Source organism: Rhodoplanes azumiensis (assembly GCF_042682915.1).
Classification (GTDB): Bacteria; Pseudomonadota; Alphaproteobacteria; order Rhizobiales; family Xanthobacteraceae; genus Rhodoplanes; species Rhodoplanes azumiensis.
Genome location: NZ_JBHUIW010000004.1, coordinates 94,176 through 117,479, shown reverse-complemented (window position 1 = coordinate 117,479; position 23,304 = coordinate 94,176). Strand labels below are relative to the sequence as shown.

General features: G+C 70.4%; 22 protein-coding genes and 1 tRNA gene. 16 read left to right on the top strand and 7 right to left on the bottom strand.

Features of this window, described 5'->3' with window-relative positions; all coding sequences use genetic code 11:
- Positions 1-7: 7 nt before the first annotated feature.
- Positions 8-1,177, bottom strand: coding sequence for an acyl-CoA dehydrogenase family protein (locus tag ACFSOX_RS05685; protein WP_378476822.1), 1,170 nt, complete (start codon positions 1,175-1,177; stop codon positions 8-10).
- 259 nt (positions 1,178-1,436) lie between these two features.
- Positions 1,437-2,405, bottom strand: a complete 969-nt coding sequence (locus ACFSOX_RS05680) for a LysR family transcriptional regulator (protein ID WP_378476821.1) — start codon at positions 2,403-2,405, stop codon at positions 1,437-1,439.
- A 304-nt stretch (positions 2,406-2,709) separates the two neighbouring features.
- On the opposite strand from ACFSOX_RS05680, the gene rfbB reads away from it, so the two are divergent.
- The 3 genes from rfbB to rfbA are packed head-to-tail and all read left to right on the top strand — an operon-like array spanning position 2,710 to position 5,546.
- Positions 2,710-3,780, top strand: coding sequence for a dTDP-glucose 4,6-dehydratase (rfbB, locus tag ACFSOX_RS05675; protein ID WP_378476820.1), 1,071 nt, complete (start codon positions 2,710-2,712; stop codon positions 3,778-3,780).
- 12 nt (positions 3,781-3,792) lie between these two features.
- Entirely contained in the window at positions 3,793-4,680 is an 888-nt protein-coding gene (gene rfbD / locus ACFSOX_RS05670) for a dTDP-4-dehydrorhamnose reductase (RefSeq protein ID WP_378476819.1), read from the top strand.
- On the top strand, positions 4,677-5,546 hold the full coding sequence (gene rfbA / locus ACFSOX_RS05665) for a glucose-1-phosphate thymidylyltransferase RfbA (protein ID WP_378476818.1): 870 nt from the start codon (positions 4,677-4,679) through the stop codon (positions 5,544-5,546). Before rfbD ends, rfbA begins: the two co-directional genes overlap by 4 nt.
- A 28-nt stretch (positions 5,547-5,574) precedes the next feature.
- Here rfbA and gmd read toward each other — a convergent pair whose 3' ends face one another.
- Positions 5,575-6,549 (bottom strand): GDP-mannose 4,6-dehydratase, encoded by a 975-nt coding sequence (gmd, locus tag ACFSOX_RS05660; protein WP_378476817.1) that lies wholly within the window; start codon positions 6,547-6,549, stop codon positions 5,575-5,577.
- 316 nt (positions 6,550-6,865) lie between these two features.
- On the opposite strand from gmd, the gene ACFSOX_RS05655 reads away from it, so the two are divergent.
- Positions 6,866-7,552 carry a D-glycero-alpha-D-manno-heptose-1,7-bisphosphate 7-phosphatase gene (locus ACFSOX_RS05655; protein ID WP_378476959.1) on the top strand — a complete coding sequence of 229 codons (687 nt, stop codon included), beginning with the start codon at positions 6,866-6,868 and terminating at the stop codon, positions 7,550-7,552.
- Between the two features lies 1 nt (position 7,553).
- Here the strand turns inward: ACFSOX_RS05655 and ACFSOX_RS05650 are convergent, their stop codons facing one another.
- From ACFSOX_RS05650 to ACFSOX_RS05640, 3 genes are all read right to left on the bottom strand, one after another.
- Positions 7,554-8,132 (bottom strand): D-sedoheptulose-7-phosphate isomerase, encoded by a 579-nt coding sequence (locus tag ACFSOX_RS05650; protein ID WP_378476816.1) that lies wholly within the window; start codon positions 8,130-8,132, stop codon positions 7,554-7,556.
- Between the two features lie 237 nt (positions 8,133-8,369).
- Positions 8,370-8,446 (bottom strand) — tRNA-Arg (locus tag ACFSOX_RS05645).
- Between the two features lie 212 nt (positions 8,447-8,658).
- Entirely contained in the window at positions 8,659-10,035 is a 1,377-nt protein-coding gene (locus ACFSOX_RS05640; protein WP_378476958.1) for a sensor histidine kinase, read from the bottom strand.
- Positions 10,036-10,746: 711 nt separating this feature from the next.
- Here ACFSOX_RS05640 and rpmH point away from each other — a divergent pair.
- From rpmH to dapE, 12 genes are all read left to right on the top strand, one after another.
- Positions 10,747-10,881, top strand: coding sequence for a 50S ribosomal protein L34 (rpmH, locus tag ACFSOX_RS05635; RefSeq protein ID WP_111360736.1), 135 nt, complete (start codon positions 10,747-10,749; stop codon positions 10,879-10,881).
- 30 nt (positions 10,882-10,911) lie between these two features.
- A complete protein-coding gene (gene rnpA / locus ACFSOX_RS05630; RefSeq protein ID WP_378476815.1) occupies positions 10,912-11,319 on the top strand; it encodes a ribonuclease P protein component in 408 nt (135 codons plus the stop codon).
- Positions 11,316-13,160, top strand: a complete 1,845-nt coding sequence (gene yidC / locus ACFSOX_RS05625; RefSeq protein ID WP_378476814.1) for a membrane protein insertase YidC — start codon at positions 11,316-11,318, stop codon at positions 13,158-13,160. Before rnpA ends, yidC begins: the two co-directional genes overlap by 4 nt.
- Before the next feature lie 195 nt (positions 13,161-13,355).
- Positions 13,356-14,027, top strand: coding sequence for a ribosome biogenesis GTP-binding protein YihA/YsxC (yihA, locus tag ACFSOX_RS05620; RefSeq protein ID WP_378476813.1), 672 nt, complete (start codon positions 13,356-13,358; stop codon positions 14,025-14,027).
- Between the two features lie 159 nt (positions 14,028-14,186).
- A complete protein-coding gene (locus ACFSOX_RS05615) occupies positions 14,187-14,555 on the top strand; it encodes a DUF423 domain-containing protein (protein ID WP_378476812.1) in 369 nt (122 codons plus the stop codon).
- A gap of 121 nt (positions 14,556-14,676) precedes the next feature.
- Complete coding sequence (gene argB, locus ACFSOX_RS05610) at positions 14,677-15,561, top strand: acetylglutamate kinase (protein ID WP_378476811.1); 885 nt, start codon at positions 14,677-14,679, stop codon at positions 15,559-15,561.
- Positions 15,562-15,934: 373 nt separating this feature from the next.
- On the top strand, positions 15,935-17,521 hold the full coding sequence (locus ACFSOX_RS05605) for a B12-binding domain-containing radical SAM protein (protein ID WP_378476957.1): 1,587 nt from the start codon (positions 15,935-15,937) through the stop codon (positions 17,519-17,521).
- Positions 17,522-17,884: 363 nt separating this feature from the next.
- The gene (locus ACFSOX_RS05600; protein ID WP_378476810.1) at positions 17,885-18,919 is read left to right on the top strand and encodes a DUF1036 domain-containing protein; all 1,035 of its coding nucleotides are present in this window, start codon (positions 17,885-17,887) and stop codon (positions 18,917-18,919) included.
- A 61-nt stretch (positions 18,920-18,980) separates the two neighbouring features.
- A complete protein-coding gene (locus ACFSOX_RS05595) occupies positions 18,981-19,694 on the top strand; it encodes a pyrimidine 5'-nucleotidase (protein WP_378476809.1) in 714 nt (237 codons plus the stop codon).
- Positions 19,695-19,804: 110 nt separating this feature from the next.
- Positions 19,805-20,650 carry a 2,3,4,5-tetrahydropyridine-2,6-dicarboxylate N-succinyltransferase gene (gene dapD / locus ACFSOX_RS05590; protein WP_378476808.1) on the top strand — a complete coding sequence of 282 codons (846 nt, stop codon included), beginning with the start codon at positions 19,805-19,807 and terminating at the stop codon, positions 20,648-20,650.
- 182 nt (positions 20,651-20,832) lie between these two features.
- Positions 20,833-21,285 (top strand): DUF805 domain-containing protein, encoded by a 453-nt coding sequence (locus ACFSOX_RS05585; RefSeq protein WP_378476807.1) that lies wholly within the window; start codon positions 20,833-20,835, stop codon positions 21,283-21,285.
- Between the two features lie 5 nt (positions 21,286-21,290).
- Positions 21,291-22,445 (top strand): succinyl-diaminopimelate desuccinylase, encoded by a 1,155-nt coding sequence (gene dapE / locus ACFSOX_RS05580; RefSeq protein WP_378476806.1) that lies wholly within the window; start codon positions 21,291-21,293, stop codon positions 22,443-22,445.
- A 113-nt stretch (positions 22,446-22,558) separates the two neighbouring features.
- Here the strand turns inward: dapE and truA are convergent, their stop codons facing one another.
- Positions 22,559-23,296 (bottom strand): tRNA pseudouridine(38-40) synthase TruA, encoded by a 738-nt coding sequence (truA, locus tag ACFSOX_RS05575; protein ID WP_378476805.1) that lies wholly within the window; start codon positions 23,294-23,296, stop codon positions 22,559-22,561.
- Between the last annotated feature and the right edge of the window lie 8 nt (positions 23,297-23,304).

Genomic DNA, 23,304 nt, shown 5'->3' with positions numbered 1-23,304 from the left:
CGTCACCTCAATAGGATCGCGGGAGGCCGAGCACGTGCTCTCCCACATAGGCGAGGATCAGGTTCGAGGAGATCGGCGCCACCTGATAGAGCCGGGTCTCGCGGAACTTTCGCTCGACGTCGTACTCGGCCGCGAAGCCGAAGCCGCCATGCGTCTGCAGGCAGGCGTTGGCCGCCTCCCACGAGGCGTTGGCGGCCAACAGCTTCGCCATGTTGGCCTCGGCGCCGCAGGGCTGTCCCGCGTCGTGCAGGGCCGCCGCCTTGAATCGCATCAGGCTCGCCGCTTCGACGTGGATGTGCGCCTGGGCGATCGGAAACTGGATGCCCTGATTTTGGCCGATCGGCCGGCCGAACACGACGCGGTCGCGCCCGTAGGCGACCGCCTTGTCGACGAACCAATGACCGTCGCCGATGCATTCCGCCGCGATCAGGGTGCGCTCGGCGTTGAGGCCTTCGAGGATGTATCGGAAGCCCTCGCCCTCCTGGCCGATCAGGTTCTCGGCCGGGATCTCGAGCGCGTCGAAGAACACCTCGTTGGTCTCGTGATTGACCATGTTGCGGATCGGCCGCACCGTCATGCCGGCCTTCATCGCTTCGGCGACGTCGACCAGGAACACCGAGAGGCCGTGCGACTTCTTCTTCACCTGGTCGAGCGGCGTGGTGCGGGCGAGCAGGATCATCAGATCCGAGTGCTGCAGCCGCGACGTCCACACCTTCTGGCCGTTGACGACGTACCGGTCGCCCTGCTTCACGGCCGTGGTCTTGAGCTTGGTCGTGTCGGAGCCGGTGGTCGGCTCGGTAACGGCCATCGACTGCATGCGGATCTCGCCGGTGGCGATGCGCGGCAGGATCCGCTGCTTCTGCTCGGGGGAGCCGGCGCGCAAGAGCGTCGACATGTTGTACATCTGGCCGTGGCAGGCGCCCGAGTTGCCGCCGGCCCGGTTGATCTCCTCCAGGATGATCGACGCCTCGGTGACGCCGAGCCCGGAGCCGCCGTAGTCTTGGGGGATCAGCGCGGCCAGCCAGCCGGCTTTTGTGAGGGCATCGACGAAGGCTTCCGGATAGGCGGCGGTCTCGTCGAGCGTGCGCCAGTACTCGGCCGGGAAGTCGGCGCAAAGCGCGCGCACGGCCTCGCGGATGTCCTCGTGATCGGTGGTCGACGGCAGGGTCAGCGGCATCGATCGTCCTCGCCTCGAAACGGTATCGGCAGCGCGGCCCGAGTTGGAATCAGAAATCGGCCGAGGCTGGTTTCGCGGAATTGGAAACCGGGGGCGGCGCGGGGGCTGTCCCCGTCATCCTGAGGCGCTCGGGCGAAGCTCGAGCCTCGAAGGATGCGGCCCCGGCACCTCGGCCGTCGCCCTTCGAGGCTCGCCCCTGACGGGCCGAGCGCCTCAGGGTGACGGGGTGAGCCAGAGGCGCCTCGCGGCCACCGACAACTCACCGCCCCGCCGTGCGCCCCTTCCGCCCGGTGCCGCGCGGCGAAAACCGGGTCCGCTTCGGCGGTGCGCTCGGGCGGTCGGTCAGGAAATCGATCAGGCGCCGCGCGGGCGGCGCCGGCTCCTCGCCGGCCAGCACGCAGATCGCGTATTCGCGCGCCGCCCACGGCTCGGCGAGGCGGACGAGGCGCAGCCCCATGGCCGCGGCGAGCGGTTGGACGGCCTTCTCGGGCAGCACGCCGACGCCGAGTCCCTCGGAGATCATCAGGCACATGACCTCGAAGCTGCGCACCTGGACGCGTGTTTTCATCACCCGCCCGAGCTCGCGAGCCCGGAACGAGAGCAGGCGGTGCACGGCGGTGCCGCTCTCCAGCCCGACCAGATCCTCGTCGAGGATGTCGGCGAAGGCGAGCGCCTTGCGGTCGGCGAGCGGGTGGTCGCCGCGCAGCGCCACGGCGAGCTGGTCGCCCTCGTAGGGGATCACGGCGAGGCCGTCGACGTCGCTGCTCTTCACGATGACGCCGAGATCGCACTGCTTGTGCAGCACCGCGTCGATGGTCGACTCGCTCGGCCGCTCCTCGAGATCGAGCTTGATCTCCGGATTGGCCGTGACGAAGCGCGACAGGTCGTGGGCGAGGCGATGCACCAGCACCGAGCTCGACGCGCACATCCGCACATAGCCGCGCACGCCCAGCCGGTGCTCCTCGAGGTTCACCTGCAGCTTCTCGCCGAGACGGAGCACGTCGCGGGCGTAGTTCATCATGGTGATGCCGGCCGCCGTCGGCTCGATGCCGTGCGGGCGGCGCAGGATGAGCTGGGTGCCGACCTCGTGCTCCAGCAGGCTGACGCGGCGGCTCGCCGCCGAGAGCGCGATGTTGAGGCGCTCCGACGCCTTGCTCATGCTGCGCAGCTCGCAGGCCGTGAGGAAGATGCGGAGCGTCTGGAGGTCGTGCGAGAGCAGGGCGCGCATGGGTGTCGAGGGACGGCTTCCGGGCTTCGCGCGGCCGGCCGGACCGGCGCGGACCCGACATCCTAGAGCGGTTTCCACTGAAGTCGACCCGAACTCCGCTCGCACCCGCGCGAAGCCCGAGACCCGGGGCGCCACGACCCGCCGCTCCGGGATCCCCGCCTTCGCGGCGACGAGCGGCAGCGGGGACCGCCGCCGGACCGCTTGAGTGCGGCGTGCCGGCCGCCTACAAGGTGCCGGCGACCGGCGCCAGAGGCGCAGAGAAACGTGCGCGGCGGCGCGGGCGCAGGGCGCGAGCGAGGGGACGATGCTGACGGGGCGGCGGATCCTGGTCACGGGCGGGGCGGGCTTCATCGGCTCGGCCGTGGTTCACCACCTGGTCGAGGATCTCGGCGCGCACGTGCTGGTGGTCGACAAGCTCACTTATGCGGGAAATCTCGCGTCACTCGCCGGGCTCGACGACCGTCCGGGTTATCGCTTCGTGCGCGCCGACGTCTGCGACGCCCCGCGCATGGCGGCGCTGTTTTCCGACTTCGACCCCGACGCCGTGATGCATCTCGCCGCCGAGAGCCATGTCGACCGCTCGATCGACGGCCCGATGGACTTCGTCACCACCAACGTGGTCGGCACCGCGACGCTGCTTCAGGCGGCGCTCGGGCACTGGCGCGGGCTCTCGCCCGAGCGGGCCAAGGCGTTCCGGTTTCATCACGTCTCGACCGACGAGGTGTTCGGGGCGCTGGGCGAGACCGGGACGTTCACCGAGACGACGCCCTACGATCCGCGCTCGCCCTACTCGGCCTCCAAGGCGGCGTCAGACCATCTGGTCAGCGCCTGGGGGCACACCTACGGGCTGCCCGTCCTGATCAGCAACTGCTCGAACAACTACGGGCCGCGCCAGTTCCCCGAGAAGCTGATCCCGCTCAACCTGATCAAGGGGCTCGCCTCCGAGCCGATGCCGGTCTACGGCGAGGGCGAGAACGTCCGCGACTGGCTGTTCGTCGAGGATCATGCGCGCGCGCTGGCCCTGATCCTGGCGCAGGGGCGGGTCGGCGAGACCTACAATGTCGGCGGCGACGCGGAGCGGCGCAACATCGACGTGGTGACGACACTCTGCGCCGTGCTCGATGATCTCGCGCCGCGTGCGAAGGGGCCGCATCGCGATCTGATCACCTTCGTGCGCGACCGGCCGGGCCACGACTTCCGCTACGCCATCGATTTCTCCAAGCTCGAACGCGAGCTCGGCTGGCGGCCGAAGGAGTCGTTCGAGACGGGACTGCGCCGCACCGTGCAGTGGTATCTCGACAACCGTGCCTGGTGGGAGCCGCTGTTGACGATCGAGGACGCGGCGGCGCGGCGCGGCCTCGCCGCGATGCGCTGACATGGTCGCGTCATGAGACTCCTGCTCCTCGGCGGCACCGGCCAGCTCGGCCGCGAGATCATGCTCCACGCCGGTCCGGATCTGAGCATCGCCGCGCCGACGCGCCGCGACCTCGATCTCGCGCAGCCGGAGACGATCGCGGCATATGTCGCCGCGCAGGATGTCGACGTGATCGTCAACGCCGCCGCCTACACGGCCGTCGACAAGGCCGAGAGCGAGCGCGATCTCGCCGTCGTGCTCAACGCCGAGGCGCCGGGCCGGCTCGCCGCCGCGGCCGCCGCCAAGGGCGTCCCGCTCGTCCATGTCTCGACCGACTACGTGTTCGACGGCACCAAGGGCGCGCCCTATCTCCCGACCGATCCGGTCGCTCCGCTCGGAGTCTACGGGGCCAGCAAGGAGGCGGGCGAGCAGGCCGTTCGTGCCTCTTCGGCGCGAACCGTGATTTTGCGCACCGCCTGGGTCTACGGCCCGTTCGGCGGCAACTTCATGAAGACCATGCTGCGGCTCGGCCGCGAGCGCGACGTGCTGCGCGTCGTCGACGACCAGCGCGGCACGCCCACGTCGTCGGCCGATCTCGCGGCTGCCAGCCTCGCGATCGCGGCCCGGCTCGTGAACGACCCGGACGACCACGGCGGCACGTTCCACTTCACCGATGCGGGCGAGACCACCTGGTGCGGCTTTGCGCGCGCGATCTTCGAGATCGCAGGGCCGCGGCTCGCGAAGACGCCCGAGGTCGTCGCCATCGCGACGGCCGACTATCCGACCCCGGCGCGGCGGCCGGCCGACTCGCGGCTCGACTCCACCTCGACCATCGCACGTTATCAGATGGCGCAGCCCGACTGGCGCGCGGCCCTCGCCGCGGTCCTCGACCGGCTGCCCGAAGAGGTTTTCGGATCATGAAGGGCATCATCCTGGCCGGCGGCAGCGGCACGCGGCTCTACCCGGCGACGCTCGCCGTCAACAAGCAGCTCCTGCCGGTCTACGACAAGCCGATGATCTACTATCCGCTGTCGGTGCTGATGCTGGCCGGCATCCGCGAGATTCTGCTCATCTCGACTCCCGAGCATCTCGGCTTCTACGAGCACCTGCTCGGCGACGGCTCGGCCTGGGGCATCCGCATCGACTACGTCGTGCAGGACAAGCCGATCGGCCTCGCCCACGCCTTCGTGCTCGGCCGCGACTTCGTCGGCGGCGACAAGGTCTGCCTGATCCTCGGCGACAACATCTTCTACGGCCACGGCCTGTCGGCCGAGCTGGCGCGCGCGGCGCGGTCCGACGCCGGCGCGACCGTGTTCGGCTACTACGTGCGCGATCCGAGCCAGTACGGCGTCGTCGTCTTCGACCAGGCGGGCAAGCCCGTGGAGCTGATCGAGAAGCCGACGACGTTCCGGTCGCCCTGGGCCGTCACCGGGCTCTATTTCTACGACAACCGCGTGCTCGACATCGCCGCCGACCTGAAGCCGTCGGCGCGCGGCGAATTGGAGATCACCGACGTCAACCGCTGTTATCTCGAGATGGGCGCGCTCGAGGTGGTGAAGCTCGGCCGCGGCTACGCCTGGCTCGACACCGGCACGCACGACGCGCTGCTCGAAGCCTCCGAGTTCGTCCGCTCGATCCAGGCCCGTCAAGGTCTCCTGGTCGGCTGCCTCGAGGAGGTCGCCTATCTGCAGGGCTTCATCGGCGCCGACGACGTGAGGCGGCTCGCCGCACGCTTCAGCAAGACCGCCTACGGCACCTATCTGGAACGGCTCGTCGCGCCGCTGTGAGGGCGGCGCGACGCTTTTCGCAGGACGGTCAGCGGCGGGTGAGGCGCGCGAGGTCGGCCTCGACCATCTCGGCGACCAGCGCTTCGAGGCTGGTCTCCGCCGTCCAGCCGAGCTGCTCCTTCGCCTTGGCCGGGTTGCCGAGCAGGAGGTCCACCTCGGCCGGCCGCAGGAAGCGCGGATCGGTGACGACGTGATTCTCCATGGCGAGGCCGACATGCGAGAAGGCGAGCCGGCAGAAGTCGCGCACCGACGTGGTGCGTCCGGTCGCGACGACATAGTCGCCCGGCGCGTCCTGCTGCAGCATCAGCCACATCGCCTTGACGTAGTCGCGCGCGTGGCCCCAGTCGCGCTTGGCGTCGAGATTGCCGAGCGCGAGCTGCGTCTGCATCCCGAGCTTGATGCGGGCGACGCCGTCGGTGATCTTGCGGGTGACGAACTCGATGCCGCGCAGCGGCGACTCGTGATTGAACAGGATGCCGCTCGAGGCGTGCAGGCCGAAGCTCTCGCGATAGTTCACCGTCATCCAGTGGGCGTAGAGCTTGGCGGCCGCATAGGGCGAGCGCGGATAGAACGGCGTCGTCTCGGACTGGATCGGCTCCTGGACGAGGCCGTACATCTCCGAGGACGAGGCTTGGTAGAAGCGCGCCTGCGGGGCCTCGAGGCGCACCGCCTCGAGGACGTTCGCGGCGCCGACGCCGGTGACGTTGCCGGTGAGCAGCGGCTGGTTCCAGGACGACTTCACGAACGACTGGGCGCCGAGATTGTAGACCTCGTCCGGCTTCACGTCCCGCATCACCCGCAGCAGCGACGACAGGTCGGTGAGGTTGCCGTCCAGCATGGTGATCCGGTCGGCGACACCCAGCCAGCGCAGCTTCTCGTCCATCACGTCGGAGGCGCTGCTGCGGCGCACGACGCCGTAGACGGCGTATCCCTTGTCGAGCAGGAACTGCGACAGATACGCTCCGTCCTGGCCGGTGATGCCGGTGATCAACGCACGCTTCATTAGGTGTCCTCTGCCGCCGATTTGCCTCGGCGTGACGCTCGTTGCGGGGCCTTCTTACGGGGCGCACGGTGACCCGTCCAGCGTTTCTGTCCCGGCTCGGTGATCGTTTGACGACACCCCCCCTCGGCACCGATCGCACGCCCCGCCCCGGGCGGGAGCGGCCGCTCGGACGGCGGCGCCGCGCGGCGGCGAGCGGGCATTTGACTCGACCGGTCGGGTCCGCTTTGGTCGCAGCGCAGCGCAGCGCCGCGCCGCGCCGCGCCATCGTGGCGGTCGCGATCACGTCGCGCCGACGAGCCGGGACAACCGCGTGCAGATGTCCGATCAGTCGCCGGATCCGCGCCTCCATGACGGCGTCGGGTGCTGGGTGGAGCGGCTCACCGCCGAGCTCCCGCCCGGCCGCCCGGCCTTGTTCCTCGATCGGGACGGCGTCGTCGTCGAGGAGGCCCACTACCTGTCGGATCCGGCGAAGGTGCGGGTGCTCGACGGCGTGGCGCCCGCGATCGCCCGCTGCAACGCGCTGGGCCTGCCCGTGGTGCTGGTCACCAACCAGGCCGGCATCGCCCGCGGCTACTACGGATGGCGCGAGTTCGAGGCGGTTCAGCGCGCGATGATCGGCCGCCTGGCGGCCGCCGGCGCGCGGATCGATCTCGTCCTCGCGTGCGCCTTCCACGACGTCGGGACCGCGCCCTATCGGGTCGCCGAGCACCCGTGGCGCAAGCCCAATCCGGGCATGATCCTGGCCGCGGCCGAGATGCTCGCCATCGATCTGCCCGCCTCCGCCGTGATCGGCGACAAGGTGTCGGATCTGGCGGCGGGCGCGGCGGCGGGCCTCGCGCGGGCCGTGCTGGTGCGCACCGGCCACGGGCGCGACGAGGAGGCCAAGCTCGGGCGGCTGCCCGGATCCGGGCGCACCGCGTTCACGGTCGCCGCCGACATGCCGAGCGCGCTCGACGCGCTCGTCGCCTCCGGCTGGCCCGACGGGGCAGGCCGGGCCGGCTGAGCTACGCCTTGCCGTCGGCGACCAGCCGCGCCTCCACCTGCTCGCAGATGTAGTGATACAGGCAGAGATGCACCTGCTGGATCTGCGGGGTGACGCGCGACGGCACGTCGATCAGGATGTCGGCGAGCGCCGCGAGCGCGCCGCCGCCCTCGCCGGTGAGCGCGACGGTCGTCATCCCGTGCGTGTGGGCCGCCTCGAAGGCGCGCATCACGTTCTTCGAGTTGCCCGACGTGGAAATGCCGAGGACGACGCCGCCCGGCTTCGCATAGGCCTCGACCTGGCGCGCGAACACCGTCTCGAACGTGTAGTCGTTCGACCAGGCGGTGAGCACGGCCGTGTTCGACGCGAGGCAGATGCAGTTGAGCGCGCGGCGCTCCTTCAGGAAGCGGCCGACCAGCTCGCCCGTGATGTGCATGGCGTCCGACGCCGAGCCGCCGTTGCCGCACACCAGGAGCGGCAGGCCGGCCGACAGCGCCGCCGCGATCGCCGCCACGGCCGCATCCGCCCGCCGGCAACCCGGATGACGGGCACTCTCGACGAGCACGCGCCCGGACAGTTCGAGGTAGTGGTCGATCGACATGGCGGGGCTCACGGGGCGGGGCTCACGGGGCGGGGGCTCGCGCGGCGTTGCTCGCGCAGCGAAGTGGCCGAGACGCCCTGACGGCCGTCACCGCCCGCGGGCCCGGGCAGCATCTAGCACGCCCCGTCGGGGTGGCAAGCACGCGCGGCGCGGATCCCGCCGACGATGCACCCTGGCCCCGCGGCGCCGAAGGGCGGCGGGTCGAGCCGAGGGTCGAAGCATGGCGACGAAAGTGAATGGCGCGCCCGGAACGATTCGAACGTCCGACCCCCAGATTCGTAGTCTGGTGCTCTATCCAGCTGAGCTACGGGCGCGTGGCCGGACCGCCCACGGGCGTCCAGGGGACGCCGGGGCGCGGCGACGCATAGCTAGCGAGTCGCCGCCGGCTTGGCAAGCCACCTGTGACGGGATCGCGACGGCGCCGCGTGCATGGCGAACGCGAGCCGGCGCCGTTCGTCGGAGCCGGGCCGGCCCTCGGCCCGACCGCGACCCGGCCCGAGCCGGAGCATCGGCCCTGTCGGGCCGGTCAGGCGCGCGCCCGCTGGTCGCGGCGGTCCATGAGGTCGACCGGGCGATCGGGAATCGCGATCCGGAAGGTGGCGCCGAGCGTGCCCTCGACGAGACCGATCTCGCCGCCGTGCAGCCGCACCAGCTCGGCCGCGATGGCGAGCCCGAGCCCGGTGCCGCCCGCGCGGGTCGAGCCGCGGAACGCCTCGAACAGGTGCTCGCGGGCGCGGGTCGTCAGGCCCGGGCCGGTGTCGGAGACCTCCAGCACCGCGACCGTGCCCTCGCGGCGGCCGCTGATCCTGATCTGGTCGCGCCCGGGATCGTTGGGGGCGCGGCTCTCCAGCGCCTGGACGGCGTTGCGCACCAGGTTCACCAGCACCCGCAGCATCTGCTCGTAGTCGGCGTCCAGCGTCAGGCCGCGCTCGATCGCCGTCACCCAGCCGATCGGGCCGTCGCCGGCGAGGCCGAGCGACTCGCGCACCTCCTCGACCAGCGTCTCGACCGCCACCGGCTTGCGGTCGGGCGGGGGCTCCTGGGCGCGGCCATAGGCGAGCGTCGTCTCGCAGAACGCGATGGCCCGTTCGAGCGCCAGCATCAGTTTCGGCGCGAAGCGCTGCACCTGCGGGTCGGCGATGCTGCCGAGGCGATCCGAGATGAGCTGCGCCGAGTTGAGGAGATTGCGCAGGTCGTGGTTGATCTTCGAGACGGCGAGGCCGAGCGCGGCGAGGCGGTAGCGTTCCTGCAGCATCGAGGCGAGGTCGGTCTGCATGGCGGCGAGCTCGCGCTCGGCGATGCCGAGCTCGTCCTCGCGGGTGGAGTGCCGGGCGATGCGCGAGGGGTTCTCCGGGTTGGCCCGGAACGCCGCCATGTTGGCCGTGATGCGATGGAGCGGCCGCACGAACAGCACGTGCAGGGTCAGATAGACCAGCGCCGCCGTGATGGCGGAGATGACCAGCGACAAGAGCAGCACGTTGCGCGAGTAGCGCCACATCGCCTGCTTGAGCGGACCCGCCTCGACGACGATCTCGACGAACTCGCCGCCCACCGGGGCGGGGCCGACCGCGCGGATCAGGTCGGTGTCGCGCAACACCACGAGGGTCTCGAAGGCGTCCAGGATGGCGTCGAGGGCGCCGTCCCGGCGGACGTCGACGTCCTGGCTCACGGCGGCCGGCAGATCCGTGGTGGCGAGCAGGCGGCGCTCGCGCCCCATCTTCATGGCGACGGCGCGCGCCCCGATGCTGTCGAGGAGCTGGCGGCCGAGGCTCTCGGGCACCATGCCGCGTGGGGCGGCGTCGAGCACCAGCGCGGCCGTGTGGGCGGCGGCGAGGCGGTCGCTGAGATAGCTCAGCCGGAAATTGGCGATCGAGGGCACATAGATCAGCACCTCGGCCACCATCACGAACAGGAGGGTGAGCACCAGGAGCTGCCCGGAGAGGCCGAAGCGCGGCCGCACGATGCCCCGGGCCGAGGCGAACAGGGCGCCGGGCGCAGCCGTGCCGGACGCCCCTGCAGGGGCGGTCGCCGGACCGGCCGCGGTCGCACCGCCGGACGACGGTCCGGCGCTCGGCGCGCCGGCCGCGAGGTTCGGGGGAATTTCAGCGTCCATCAGCCCAACCGACGCGCCCGGTCGACCACTCCGCGAGCCCCGCGGGCTCGTCCGTTCCAGACCCGAACCTCTGCACCGAAAATGCGGCCGCCGCGTGTCTTTACCGCCGTGGGATTCTTACCGTTTCGCCATGGAGACGGTCCGCGCCGGCGGACTCGACAGGGGCGGCTGTCCGACGCGCGGCAGGCGGCACGGGCAGGCGGCAGATGCAGGCGGCGCAGAGGGGGCGGCGCAGAGGGGGCGGCGCGGGTGGGCGGGGTGCGGCCCGCGCCGGCCGCCGGTGCCGGAGTGCGGCGACGCGGTGCGGGCGCCCGAAATGCCGCGTCGGAGCCTCACCGACGGGTTTTTCCCTCGCATTGACGGGGGCAGGGGGCTCCCGTATAAGCCGGCCCTGAATTTTCGGCCGCGCCGATCCCCGAAAAGCGACGATCTGCGACACGTGCCGACCAGGCGCCGGCGACAGCAATGTCCGGCCGACACGAAAAAGCGGAGTAGAAGACCGTGAAGCGGACCTATCAGCCGAGCAAACTGGTGCGCAAGCGCCGCCACGGCTTTCGTGCCCGGATGGCGACCGTCGGTGGACGCAAGGTGCTCAACGCCCGTCGGGCCCGCGGCCGCAAGCGGCTCAGCGCGTGATCCCGCCGCTGCCGGCCGGGCGTCGCGTCGATGCAGCGGTTGCGGCAGCGTGCCGATTTTCTCGCGGCCGCCAAGGGCGCGAAGGCGCCCACGCCGGCCTTCGTCCTGCAGGCGCGCGAGCGCGGTGACCGGGGCCCGCCGCGGGTCGGCTTCACGGTGACCAAGAAGGTCGGCACCGCGGTCGAGCGCAACCGGGTGCGCCGCCGTCTCCGCGAGGTCGTGCGGCTTTCGGCCGCGGGTCGACTCCGGGACGGCAGCGACTACGTGATCGTCGGCCGGCGCGCCGCCCTGGACCGGCCGTTCGACCGCTGCGTCGCCGACTTCCTCGGTGCCGTGACGCGCGTCCACCGGCCCGTGCGCGAGCCCGAGCCTCCTGCGCCCTCCGGTGCGCAGGGCCCTGAACCCGAGCCGCGGCCGACCGCCCGAGCGTCCTCATGAACGAGCAGAAGAACGTCCTCCTGGCCATCGCCCTGTCGGCGGTCGTGCTGATCGCCTGGCAATTCTTCTTCGGCATGCCGCAGCTGGAGCAGCAGCGAAAGGCCCAGCAGGCGCAGCAGCAGGCCCAGCAGAGCCAGCCGGCGTCGCCCGGCCAGCCGGCCGTGCAGCCCGGTGCCCCGCCGCAGCCGGGCGCGGCGCCGACCCCGGGGGCCGGCGCGCCGCCGGTGCCAGGCCAGCCGGTCACGACCGAGCGGTCGCGCGAGGCGGTCCTCGCCGCCGGCCCGCGCGTCCAGGTCGAGACGCCCAACATCCGGGGCTCGATCGCCCTCAAGGGCGCCCGCATCGACGACGTCGCACTGGTCCGCTTCCGCGAGACCGTCGACCCGAAGTCGCCCGCCATCGTGCTGTTGTCGCCGTCCGGGACGCCGCATCCCTTCTATGCCGAGTTCGGCTGGGTCGGCGGCGCCGGCACCGCCGTGAAGCTGCCCGGCCCCGACACGGTGTGGACCCAGGAGGGTGCCGGCGCCCTCACCCCGGCCAAGCCCGTGACGCTGGTGTGGGACAACGGCGAGGGCCTGCAGTTCCGCCGCACCGTCACGGTCGACGACAAGTTCCTGTTCACCGTGAAGGACGACGTGGTGAACAGCGGCACGGCGCCGGTGACGCTGTATCCCTACGGGCTCGTGTCGCGCCACGGGACGCCGCAGACCCTCGGCTACTACATCCTGCACGAGGGCCTGATCGGCGTGCTCGGCGACCAGGGCCTGCAGGAGATCACCTACAAGGCGATCGAGGACAAGAAGGTGATGCCCTTCAAGGTCACCAATGCGTGGCTCGGCATCACCGACAAGTATTGGGCCGCGACCCTGCTGCCCGATCCGGCGGCGAGCCTGAACGCCAAGTTCTCCTCCGCCCAGGTCGGCAACGTCCGCAGCTTCCAGACCGACTATCTGCTCGATCCCGTCACGGTGCAGCCGGGCCAGACCGCCACCGCCATGGGCCGGTTGTTCGCCGGCGCCAAGGAGGTCGGCACGGTCGACAACTACGACACGACGCTCAAGCTCAACCGCTTCGAGCTCCTGATCGACTGGGGCTGGTTCTACTTCATCACCAAGCCGATGTTCTGGACCATCGACTTCCTGTTCCAGTGGACCCACAATTTCGGCGTCGCCATCCTGCTGGTGACGGTGCTGATCAAGATCCTGTTTTTCCCGCTGGCCAACAAGTCCTACGCCTCGATGGCGAAGATGAAGGCCGTGCAGCCGCAGATGCAGGCGCTGCGCGAGCGCTATCCGGACGACAAGGTCAAGCAGCAGCAGGAGCTGATGGAGCTCTACAAGCGGGAGAAGATCAACCCCATCGCCGGCTGCTGGCCGGTGCTGATCCAGATCCCGGTGTTCTTCTCGCTCTACAAGGTGCTGTTCGTCACCATCGAGATGCGCCACGCGCCGTTCTTCGGCTGGATCCACGACCTCTCGGCGCCGGATCCGACCACGGTCTTCAACCTGTTCGGGCTCCTGCCGTTCGACCCGACCGTCGTTCCGGTGATCGGCTCGTTCCTCCATCTCGGCGCCTGGCCGCTCATCATGGGCGTGACCATGTGGGTGCAGATGAAGCTCAACCCGGCGCCGCCGGATCCGACCCAGAAGATGATCTTCGACTGGATGCCGATCATCTTCACCTTCATGCTGGCCAGCTTCTCGGCCGGTCTCGTGATCTACTGGGCGTGGAACAACACGCTCTCGGTGATCCAGCAGGCCGTGATCATGCGCAAGAACGGCGCCAAGATCGAGCTGTTCGACAACCTCAAGGGCCTGATCCCGAAACGGAAGGCCGAGTAGGGCGCGGCCGCCGCGCTCCCCTGCTTCGTGCCGCCGACGCGCTGTGCCGGCCCGCCAGGCCGGGGCAGCGTCGAGCCGGGGTCCAGTGCTTCAAGGCCGGCGCCGATGGGGTCCGGGTCGGCGGCGCCCCACTCCGCTTCGCTGCGTGCTGCGCCGCGCCCGGGAGACGACGACCAGCCGAGCCGAGATGTCATCATGTCCGACTCACCGATCGCCCCCGTCGTGCCCGCCCCGTTCACGCCCGCCGAGATGTCGGCCGGGCGAAAACTCTTCGCCGTCGACTGGCAGTTCATGGCGGCGGCCGCGACCATGGGGGCGCTGCCGAAAATGTTCGGCGTCGAGATCGCCTTCGCGGGGCGCTCCAACGTCGGTAAATCGAGCCTCGTCAATGCGCTCACGGGCCGCGAGGGCCTCGCCCGCACGTCGCAGACGCCGGGCCGGACCCAGGAGCTGATCTTCTTCACGGCGGGCGAGCGGCTCCGCCTCGTCGACATGCCGGGCTACGGCTATGCCGCGGCCCCCAAGGCCAAGGTCGCCGCCTGGACCGAGCTGATCCGCGCCTATCTGCGCGGCCGCCAAAACCTCGCCCGTGTCTATGTGCTGATCGACGCCCGCCACGGCCTGAAGGACACCGACGCGCCGGTGCTCGATCTCCTGGACGAAAGCGCGGTCAGCTACCAGGTGGTGCTCACCAAGGCCGACCAGCCCAAGCCCGCCGAGCTCGCCGCCGTCACGGCCGCGACCGAGGCGGCGCTGAAGACGCGCACCGCCGCCTATCCGGGCATCCTCGTCACCGCCTCGCGCACCGGCGCCGGCATCGGCGAGATGCGCGCCGCCGTCGCCCGGCTGATGAGCGAGGCGCGGTGAGGGAGGCGGCGAGGGGCGCGTCTTTCCGGGGCGCCGCGTAGCGGCGAACCCGGAATCCAGCCATAAGGAAGGCGCCCCGGACGGGGCTGGATTCCAGGTCTCGACGGCTGCGCCGCCGAGCCGGAAACGACCGACGCGTGCCTTTCAGTGGAGCCCTTCATGACCCTCCAGTTCTTCGTCCTCGTCGCCGGCGTGATGGGCGCGGCCGGGGTGGCGCTCGCGGCGGCGGCGGCGCATGCGGCGCCCGGCGCCGGGCTCGACAGCGCCGCCCAGATCCTGATGGTCCACGCCGCCGCGCTGCTCGGCGGCACCGCCGCGGTCGCGGCCGGTCTGACCTTCAGGCCGCTGGCGCTCGCCGCGCTGATCGGCTTCGTGCTCGGCACCGTGTTCTTCGCCGGCGACATCACGCTGCGCGCCTTCGTCGGCAACCGCCTGTTCCCGATGGCGGCGCCGACCGGCGGCAGCCTCCTGATCCTGAGCTGGCTGACGCTGGCGGTCGCCGCCGCCGTGCGGATGGTGCGCGGCTGAGGCGTCCGGCGCGGTCCGGCTGCGCCGAATCCGGGCTTTTCGACAGGCCCGCGGCCCGGTAAAACCCGGCCGGCGCGCCGGTCCGGCCGCGCGTCCGTTTCGCCTGCCCCGAGGATCCGCCATGACCGTGTCGCCTCACGACATCGCCCGCGTGCTGATCGAGGCGCTGCCGCACATGCAGCGCTACGACGAGGAGATCGTCGTGGTGAAGTACGGCGGCCACGCCATGGGCGAGGAGGCCGGCGCCAAGAGCTTCGCTCGCGACATCGTGCTGCTCGAGCAGACCGCCATCAATCCGGTGGTGGTGCACGGCGGTGGCCCGCAGATCGGCGAGATGTTGAAGCGCCTCGGCATCAAGTCGGAGTTCGCGGCGGGGCTGCGGATCACCGACGCGGCGACCATCGAGGTCGTCGAGATGGTGCTCGCCGGCTCGATCAACAAGCAGATCGTCGGCTACATCAACGAGGCGGGCGGCAAGGCGGTCGGCCTGTGCGGCAAGGACGGCAACATGGTGACGGCCCGCAAGGTCAGCCGCACCGTGGTCGATCCCGGCTCGGCGATCGAGCAGATCGTCGATCTCGGCTTCGTCGGCGAGCCCGACCAGGTCGACACCACGGTGCTCGACGAGATCCTCGGCAAGCAGCTCATCCCGGTGCTGGCGCCGGTCGCCACCGCGGCCGGGGGCGGCACCTACAACGTCAACGCCGACACGTTCGCCGGCGCGGTCGCGGGTGCGCTGAAGGCCAAGCGCCTGTTGCTGCTCACCGACGTGCCAGGCGTGCTCGACAAGTCGAAACAGCTCATCAAGGAGCTGTCGATCGACGACGCCCGCCGCCTGATCGCCGACGGCACCATCTCGGGCGGCATGATCCCGAAGGTCGAGACCTGCATCTACGCGCTGGAAGCTGGCGTCGAGGGTGTCGTCATCCTCGACGGCAAGGTCGAGCATGCGGTGCTGCTCGAACTGTTGACCGACCACGGCGCCGGTACGCTGATCCACCGGTGAGTTCGAGGCCGATATCGTCCGGCCTCACCTGGATGGACTAGTCGCTCGTCCACCTTGACCCATCCTTTGCTCGTCCCCGCGGAAGCGGGGACGGTCAGCTCAGTCGCGAGTCGCTGCCCACGAGACGCGTCCGATCCCGCGCTCCGCCGTGCGCCGATTGACGGCGTGCCATGCTACCGCGGCGTCCCGTCACAGCCGGAAATTCGCCGTCGTCCGAACCCATTCGCCGCGCGCCGCGACCAATCCGGCGGGGCGGTGGCTTCGACGCTTGAGTGTGCGGATCGATCCGTGCAAGGTGCCGCAACGTTTCCGGATGTTGCTGCTGCCCGCCACGGAGAGGTCCGACGTGACTGCGCGCTCCACCCGCGTCCTGATGATCTATCCCGAGTTCATCGCGAACTCGTTCTGGCACTACAAGGCGGCTTGTGAGCTGGTCGGCGCCCGGTATCCGGCGGCGCCGCTCGGGCTGATCACGGTCGCCGCGATGCTGCCGCCCCACTGGGAGGTGCGGCTCGTCAACCGCAACACCGAGACGCTCGCGGACGGCGACATCGCCTGGGCCGATCTGGTGATGATCGGCGGCATGCTCAACCAGCAGCCGGACTTCCTCCATCTGATCGACGTCGCGCACCGGCACGGCAAGCCGGTCTGCGTCGGCGGTCCCGACGTGTCGTCGAGCCCGCATCTCTACGCGAAGGCCGACTTCCAGGTGATCGGCGAGGCCGAGCTGGTCATCGACGCCTTCATCGCGGCGTGGGAGCGCGGCGAGCGCAAGGGCGTGTTCACGGCCGAGAAATACCAGGCCGACATCACCAAGACGCCGCTGCCGCGCTGGGATCTCCTGAAGCTCGATCACTACCTCTACATCGGCGTCCAGTACGCCCGCGGCTGCCCGTTCACCTGCGAGTTCTGCGACATCATCGAGCTCTACGGGCGGGTGCCGCGGACCAAGACGAACGATCAGATTCTCGCCGAGCTGCAAGCGCTGCACGACGCCGGCTGGCGCGGCCATGTCGACTTCGTCGACGACAACTTCATCGGCAACAAGAAGAACATCCGCACCCTGATGCCGCGCCTCACCGCCTCGCAGCGGGAGCGCGGCTTCCCGTTCGAGTTCTCGACCGAGGCGTCGATCAATCTCGCCGACGACGACGAGATGATGCAGGCCATGAAGGACGCGAACTTCTTCGCCGTCTTCGTCGGCATCGAGAGCCCGGATCCCGAGACGCTGGTGCAGATGCGCAAGAAGCAGAACACCAAGCGCAACATCGCCGAGTGCATCCACAAGATCTACGGCTACGGCATGTTCGTGACGGCCGGCTTCATCGTCGGCTTCGACACCGAGAAGGTGTCGATCGCCGATTCGATGACGGACTTCATCGAGGAGACGGCGATTCCCGTCTGCATGGTCGGGCTTCTCTACGCGCTGCCCGGCACTCAGCTCACGCGGCGCCTGGAGAAGGAGGGCCGGCTGCATCCGGGCCACGACGTGATGCATGTCGAGACCGGCGGCGACCAGTGCACGCTCGGCTGCAACTTCGACACGCTCCGGCCACTGCGTGACATTCTGGTCGACTACCGCACCATCCTGCAGACCGTGTTCGATCCGGTCGCCTATGCGGGCCGGCTGTCCCGGCTCGCATCGATGATGGACCGCTCGGGACGCCCGCGCGAATTGCCCGACGGCGATCCGCGCAAGCGGCTCGGCGGCATCGAGGCCGTGCACCAGATCATCCGCGCCGTGCCGGAGGCGCGCGAGCCGTTCTGGAAGGTCTTTGTCGAGGTGGCGAAGTCGAACCCCGGGGCGCTGCGCTACATCGTGCTCCTGATGGCGTTCTACCTGCATCTCGGCCCGTTCTCGCGCCACGCCGTCGCGGCGATCGACCGCCGCATCGCCGAGCTGGACGCCACGGTCGTGCCGCCCGCCGCGCCGGCCGAGCGCCACGCCGCGGTGCATTGAGCGGAATCCGCTGCTGATCGAAACACAGGCTCGAGGGCGGGGCTCACCCCCTCCCTGTCCCTCCCCCACAAGGGGGGAGGGAACGCAAGAGCCGCGAGCTCTCTCAATCGGCTGTCGACCCGAGCGTCGTCTTGCGCTTGCCTCAACCGGCTCCCTCCCCCACGCACCCCGGGCTCGCCGGGGTGCGCATCATCCTGCCCAAGTCGGGCAGGCCCGACTTGGGTTGGGGGAGGGATGGGGAGGGGGGTGAGCCCAGGATGCTGCGGTCGCCGTCGATCGACGGCCGAACGCGGGCCCTTGCCCTCGCGACGCCGGCGATTCATCCCTTCTTCCGAGATCGAATCATCGGGCCGGAGGGGCGCCATGACACGCAGGGGTGCGACCGCCAGGGGCGCCGCCGTCCTGGCGCTCTCCGCGCTGGCGGCCGGCCCGGCCCGGGCCGACCTGACGATCTGCAACCGCCTCAGCTTCGTGGTCGAGGCCGCGCTCGGGCTCGAGGAGAAGGGCGCGACCGCGACGCGCGGCTGGTTCCGGCTCGATCCCGGCCAGTGTCGGGGGGTGCTGCAGGGCACGGTCGAGGCCGAGCGGATCTTCCTCCACGCCCGCGCCCTGCCGGTCTACGGCCCGTCGCCGGAGCCGCAGAGCGGCCACGCCGACCTGTGCATCGCCGACGGCGACTTCGTCATCGCGGCGGCACGCGCCTGCCGGCCGCCGCAGCGCTTCGCCCGCTTCACCGCCGTCAAGCCGTCCGAGACGCAAGAGGGCGGTGCCGCGGGCGGTGTCACGGGCCTCGTGGCGGCGCTCGCCGAGGAGGCCGAGTATTCCGAGGAGCAGGCCCGTCTCGCCGGCATCCAGCGGCTTCTGGTGATGGCCGGCTACGACGCCAACCCGGTCGACGGCGTCACCGGCCCGAAGACCGAGGCCGCCATCGCCCAGTTCCTCAAGGACCGCGGGCTCGCCCCCCAGGCCAAGGATGCCCCGGACCTGTTCGACCGGCTGATCGAGACCGTCCAGCAACCGGCCGCGACCGGCTTCTCCTGGTGCAACGACACGCGCTACGCCGTGCTGGCCGCCGTCGGCACCGACGAGCGGCGCGGCATCGTCGCCCGTGGCTGGTACCGAATCGAGCCCGGCAAGTGCCTGCGGCCCGACCTCGACGGCAAGCCGCGCCGGCTCTACAGCTTCGGCGAGGCGGTCGACCGCGACGGCCAGCCGGTGCGGGGCGGCACCGGCACCGGGCGGCTCTCCTGGGGCGGCGACATCACCCTGTGCACCCGCGAGGCGCGCTTCGAGCTCTCCGACCACAAGGACTGCGTCGGGGCCGGCCTCGACGCCACCGGCTTCGCCACCATCGACCTCACCGCCCAGCCGGCGACCACGGTCCGGTTCCGCGAGTGAGCGCCGCGGGTCCGGCGCGTGAGGCGTGACGCCTTGCTGCGATCGGGCTAAACACGGGGCCATGTCCGCCACCGAGCCGCAAGCCCCCGCCGTCGCGCCCCGATCCTTCGACCATGTCGAGACCTGGGTGTTCGACCTCGACAACACGCTCTATCCTCATCACCTCAACCTGTGGCAGCAGGTCGACGTGCGCATCCGCGACTACATCGCGAACTTCCTCGCCGTCACCCACGACGAGGCGTTCCGGGTGCAGAAGGACTACTACAAGCGCTTCGGCACCAGCATGCGCGGGTTGATGATCGAGCACGGCATGAAGGCGGACGACTTCCTCGCCTATGTGCACGAGATCGACCATTCGCCGCTGGAGCCCAACCCGGCGCTGGGCGCCGCGATCGAGCGCCTGCCGGGGCGAAAGCTGATCCTCACCAACGGCACCCGCCGCCACGCCGCCGCCGTGCTGGCCAAGCTCGAGATCGACCACTGCTTCGAGGACGTGTTCGACATCGTCGCCGGCGAGCTGTCGCCGAAGCCGTTTCCCGAGGTCTACGACAAGTTCCTGGCGCGCCACGGCGTCGACCCGACCAAGGCCGCGCTGTTCGAGGATCTGGCCCGCAACCTCGCGGTGCCTCACCGGCTCGGCATGGTCACGGTGCTGGTGGTGCCGGAGAAGACCCGCGAGGTGGTCCGCGAGTACTGGGAGCTGGAAGGCCACGACGCCGACCATGTCGACCACGTCACCGACGACCTGACCGGCTTCCTGCAGCGGCTTCCGTAGCGCGTCACGCCGCTCGGCGGACCTGCGCCGGGCGCCGCCCCGGCGCCCTTGACAGACGGCCGGCCTGCACCGACAAGGCGGCCGCCATTGCGATTTTCGAGGATTGCCGCATGTCGCATGCAGAGCTCGCCAAGACCATCGACGAGGCGTTCGAGCGCCGCGCCGAGTTCGGCCCGAACACCACGGGCGCGGTGCGTGACGCCGTCGACCGGGCGCTGCGCCTGCTCGACCGCGGCGAGGAGCGGGTCGCCGAGAAGCAGGCCGACGGCTCCTGGCGGGTCAACCAATGGCTGAAGAAGGCGGTCCTGCTCTCGTTCCGCCTCGCCGACATGACGGTCATCCCGGGCGGCCCCGGCCGGTCCGGCTGGTGGGACAAGGTGCCGTCCAAGTTCGACGGCTGGAGCGAGGCGCAGTTTCGCGATGCCGGCTTCCGCGCTGTGCCCGGCTGTGTCGTCCGGCGCTCGGCCTATATCGCGCCGGGCGTCGTGCTGATGCCGTCCTTCGTCAATCTCGGCGCCTTCGTCGACACCGGCACCATGATCGACACCTGGGCGACGGTCGGCTCCTGCGCCCAGATCGGGAGCAACTGCCACATCTCCGGCGGCGCCGGCATCGGCGGCGTGCTGGAGCCGCTGCAGGCCGGCCCGGTGATCATCGAGGACGACTGCTTCATCGGCGCCCGCGCCGAGGTCGCCGAGGGCGTGATCGTGCGCCGGGGCTCGGTGCTCTCGATGGGCGTCTATCTCGGCGCCTCGACCAAGATCGTCGATCGCGCCACCGGCGAGGTGTTCATGGGCGAGGTGCCGCCCTATTCGGTCGTGGTGTCGGGCACCATGCCGGGCAAGCCGTTCCCGGACGGCACGCCGGGGCCCGGCCTCTACTGCGCCGTGATCGTCAAGCGCGTCGACGAGAAGACCCGCTCGAAGACCTCGATCAACGAGCTTTTGCGGGACTGATGCCGCGGCTCTACGGCGGCAGGCGGGGCATGCTTCGGTCGACGAGACGGCTGTCGTTCCGGGACGGCGCGCAGCGCCGGACCCGGACTCCAGCCAAAAGTTCAGTGGTTGGCGGTGGATTCCGGGTTCGCACCGTCGGTGCGCCCCGGAATGACGGCTGACGCAGCGAGCTGGGGGACGACATGAGCTGGCATGACGTCCTGTTCGGGTTCGACGGCCGCATCGGCCGCAAGACCTTCTGGATCGCCCTCGTCGCCGTGATGGCCGTGGAGCTCGGCTGCCACGCCATCGCCGCCGCCATCGAGGGCGAGCGGCTCACCTCGATCGTCAGCCTGGCCTTCAGCTATCCCGAATTCGCCATCATGGCGAAGCGCGGCCACGACCGCGGCATGCCGACCGTGATCCCCGGCGCGTTCTTCGCGATCAGCGTCGTCATCGATTTCCTGTTCGTGATCGGTGCGGCGGGAACGTCGGAGGAACCCAGCGCGCTCCTCCTGGTGCTCACCGTGCCGTGGCTGATCTTCGCGCTCGCCCTCATCGTCGATCTCGGCTTCCGACCCGGCACGCCGGGGCCGAACCGCTGGGGACCGGCGCCGGCGAGCGGCCGGCCGCACGGCAACGGGCGGGCGGAGTGACAACCATGCCGGCCGACGTCGTCGCCATCGCCCGTGATCTCCTGCGCTGCCCGTCGGTGACGCCGGCCGAGGGCGGCGCGCTGGCGCTCGTCGCCGACATTCTTTCGCGCGCCGGGTTCACGGTCGAGCGGCCGGTGTTCTCCGAGCCCGGCCACGCGGCCGTTCAGAATCTCCACGCTCGCATCGGCCACGGCGGCCCGCATCTCGTCTTCGCCGGCCACACCGACGTGGTGCCGCCGGGCGACGAGGCGCAATGGACGCACCCGCCTTTCGCCGGGGACGTGGCGGACGGGGTTCTCTACGGCCGCGGCGCCGTCGACATGAAGGGCGCGGTCGCCTGCGCGCTCGCCGCCGCACTCGATCATCTCGCCGCGAACGGCGGTCGGCCGAAGGGCACGCTGTCGTTCCTGCTCACCGGCGACGAGGAGGGCGTCGCCGTCAACGGCAGCGTGAAGCTCTTGAAGTGGGCGGCCGAGCGCGGCGAAAAGTTCGACCACTGCATCCTGGGTGAGCCCACGAACCCCGAGACGCTCGGGGACATGATCAAGATCGGCCGGCGCGGGTCGCAGAACGGCACCCTGGTCGTGACCGGCACGCAAGGCCACGTCGCCTATCCGCATCTTGCCGACAATCCGGTACGGTCCGTCGTGCGCATGGTCGCGGCCCTGCTCGCCGAGCCGCTGGACGCCGGCACCGATCACTTCGACCCGTCCAATCTCGAGTTCACCTCGATCGACGTCGGCAACAAGACCGTCAACGTGATCCCGGCCGAGGCGCGGGCGCGCTTCAACATCCGCTTCAACGATCTGCATACGCAAGGCTCGCTGCGCGCCCTGATCGAGGCGCGCGCCGCGGCCGCCGCGCAGGGTGCACGGTTCCGTATCGATTGGGAGCCGTCCAACGCCGAGGCGTTCCTCACCGCGCCGGGTCCGTTCGTGACTCTGGTCGGCGACGTGATCACGTCCGTCACCGGGCGTCAGGCCGAGCTCTCGACCTCGGGCGGCACGTCGGACGCGCGCTTCATCAAGAATTACTGCCCGGTGGTCGAGTTCGGCCTGGTCAACGCCTCGATGCACGGCATCGACGAGCGCGTGCCGGTGGCGGACCTGATCGCCCTCACCGCGATCTATCGTGAGATTTTTGTGCGGTATTTCGGGTGATGGTCATTCCGGGGCGCGCCGAAGGCGCGAACCCGGAATCCAGCGACATACTCCGAGTTTGCGATTGGATTCCGGGTTCGCCGCTGCGCGGCGCCCCGGAACGACGGCGGTGCTCAATACTCCACGGCGACCAGATAAAGGCCGTCGGGCGGGGCGACCGGCCCGCAGGCGGCGCGGTCACGCGCCATCAGGGCGGCGAAGAGATCGTCGCCGCTCCAGCGGCCGTCGCCGACCATCACCAGCGAGCCGACCATCGAGCGCACCTGATGATGCAGGAACGAGCGCGCCACCGCGGTGATCAGGATGTCGTCGCCGGAGCGGTCGACGTCGAGCCGGTCGAGCGTCTTCTCGGGCGACTGCGCCTGGCACTCGGCCGCCCGGAACGTGGTGAAGTCGTGCCTGCCGAGGAGGCGCTGCGCCGCCGCGTGCATGGCCGGCACGTCGAGCGCCTTCGGCACCCGGAAGGCGCGATCCTCGTCGAGCGCCAGCGGCGCGCGGCGGTTGACGATGCGATACATGTAGTGGCGGCGCGTCGCCGAGAAGCGCGCGTCGAAGTCGTCGGCCGCGTCCTCGGCGGAGAGCACGGCGACCGGATGCGGCCGCAGATGGGCGTTCGCCGCGTCCCGCACCGTGTCGGTGTCGAAGCGCTTCGCCAGATCGACATGGGCGACCTGGCCGAGCGCGTGGACGCCGGCGTCGGTGCGGCCGGCGCCCTTCACGGTCACGGGCTCGCCCGCGAAGGCCGCGAACGCCTCCTCCAGCACGCCCTGCACCGAGACGCCGTTCTGCTGGACCTGCCAGCCGACGAAGGGCGCGCCGTTGTATTCGATGGTCAGCTTGTAACGCGGCATTTCGGTTC

Bases quoted from the DNA above. Each gene is read 5' to 3' on its own strand.
- yidC (WP_378476814.1), top strand. From the start codon at position 11,316: ATGAACGAGCAGAAGAACGTCCTCCTGGCCATCGCCCTGTCGGCGGTC.
- dapD (WP_378476808.1), top strand. From the start codon at position 19,805: ATGTCGCATGCAGAGCTCGCCAAGACCATCGACGAGGCGTTCGAGCGC.
- rnpA (WP_378476815.1), top strand. From the start codon at position 10,912: ATGCAGCGGTTGCGGCAGCGTGCCGATTTTCTCGCGGCCGCCAAGGGC.
- ACFSOX_RS05595 (WP_378476809.1), top strand. From the start codon at position 18,981: ATGTCCGCCACCGAGCCGCAAGCCCCCGCCGTCGCGCCCCGATCCTTC.
- ACFSOX_RS05640 (WP_378476958.1), bottom strand. From the start codon at position 10,035: ATGGTGGCCGAGGTGCTGATCTATGTGCCCTCGATCGCCAATTTCCGG.
- argB (WP_378476811.1), top strand. From the start codon at position 14,677: ATGACCGTGTCGCCTCACGACATCGCCCGCGTGCTGATCGAGGCGCTG.
- ACFSOX_RS05605 (WP_378476957.1), top strand. From the start codon at position 15,935: ATGATCTATCCCGAGTTCATCGCGAACTCGTTCTGGCACTACAAGGCG.
- truA (WP_378476805.1), bottom strand. From the start codon at position 23,296: ATGCCGCGTTACAAGCTGACCATCGAATACAACGGCGCGCCCTTCGTC.
- ACFSOX_RS05655 (WP_378476959.1), top strand. From the start codon at position 6,866: ATGTCCGATCAGTCGCCGGATCCGCGCCTCCATGACGGCGTCGGGTGC.
- ACFSOX_RS05680 (WP_378476821.1), bottom strand. From the start codon at position 2,405: ATGCGCGCCCTGCTCTCGCACGACCTCCAGACGCTCCGCATCTTCCTC.
- rfbB (WP_378476820.1), top strand. From the start codon at position 2,710: ATGCTGACGGGGCGGCGGATCCTGGTCACGGGCGGGGCGGGCTTCATC.
- ACFSOX_RS05615 (WP_378476812.1), top strand. From the start codon at position 14,187: ATGACCCTCCAGTTCTTCGTCCTCGTCGCCGGCGTGATGGGCGCGGCC.
- ACFSOX_RS05600 (WP_378476810.1), top strand. From the start codon at position 17,885: ATGACACGCAGGGGTGCGACCGCCAGGGGCGCCGCCGTCCTGGCGCTC.
- gmd (WP_378476817.1), bottom strand. From the start codon at position 6,549: ATGAAGCGTGCGTTGATCACCGGCATCACCGGCCAGGACGGAGCGTAT.
- dapE (WP_378476806.1), top strand. From the start codon at position 21,291: ATGCCGGCCGACGTCGTCGCCATCGCCCGTGATCTCCTGCGCTGCCCG.
- ACFSOX_RS05685 (WP_378476822.1), bottom strand. From the start codon at position 1,177: ATGCCGCTGACCCTGCCGTCGACCACCGATCACGAGGACATCCGCGAG.
- rfbD (WP_378476819.1), top strand. From the start codon at position 3,793: ATGAGACTCCTGCTCCTCGGCGGCACCGGCCAGCTCGGCCGCGAGATC.
- yihA (WP_378476813.1), top strand. From the start codon at position 13,356: ATGTCCGACTCACCGATCGCCCCCGTCGTGCCCGCCCCGTTCACGCCC.
- rfbA (WP_378476818.1), top strand. From the start codon at position 4,677: ATGAAGGGCATCATCCTGGCCGGCGGCAGCGGCACGCGGCTCTACCCG.
- ACFSOX_RS05650 (WP_378476816.1), bottom strand. From the start codon at position 8,132: ATGTCGATCGACCACTACCTCGAACTGTCCGGGCGCGTGCTCGTCGAG.
- ACFSOX_RS05585 (WP_378476807.1), top strand. From the start codon at position 20,833: ATGAGCTGGCATGACGTCCTGTTCGGGTTCGACGGCCGCATCGGCCGC.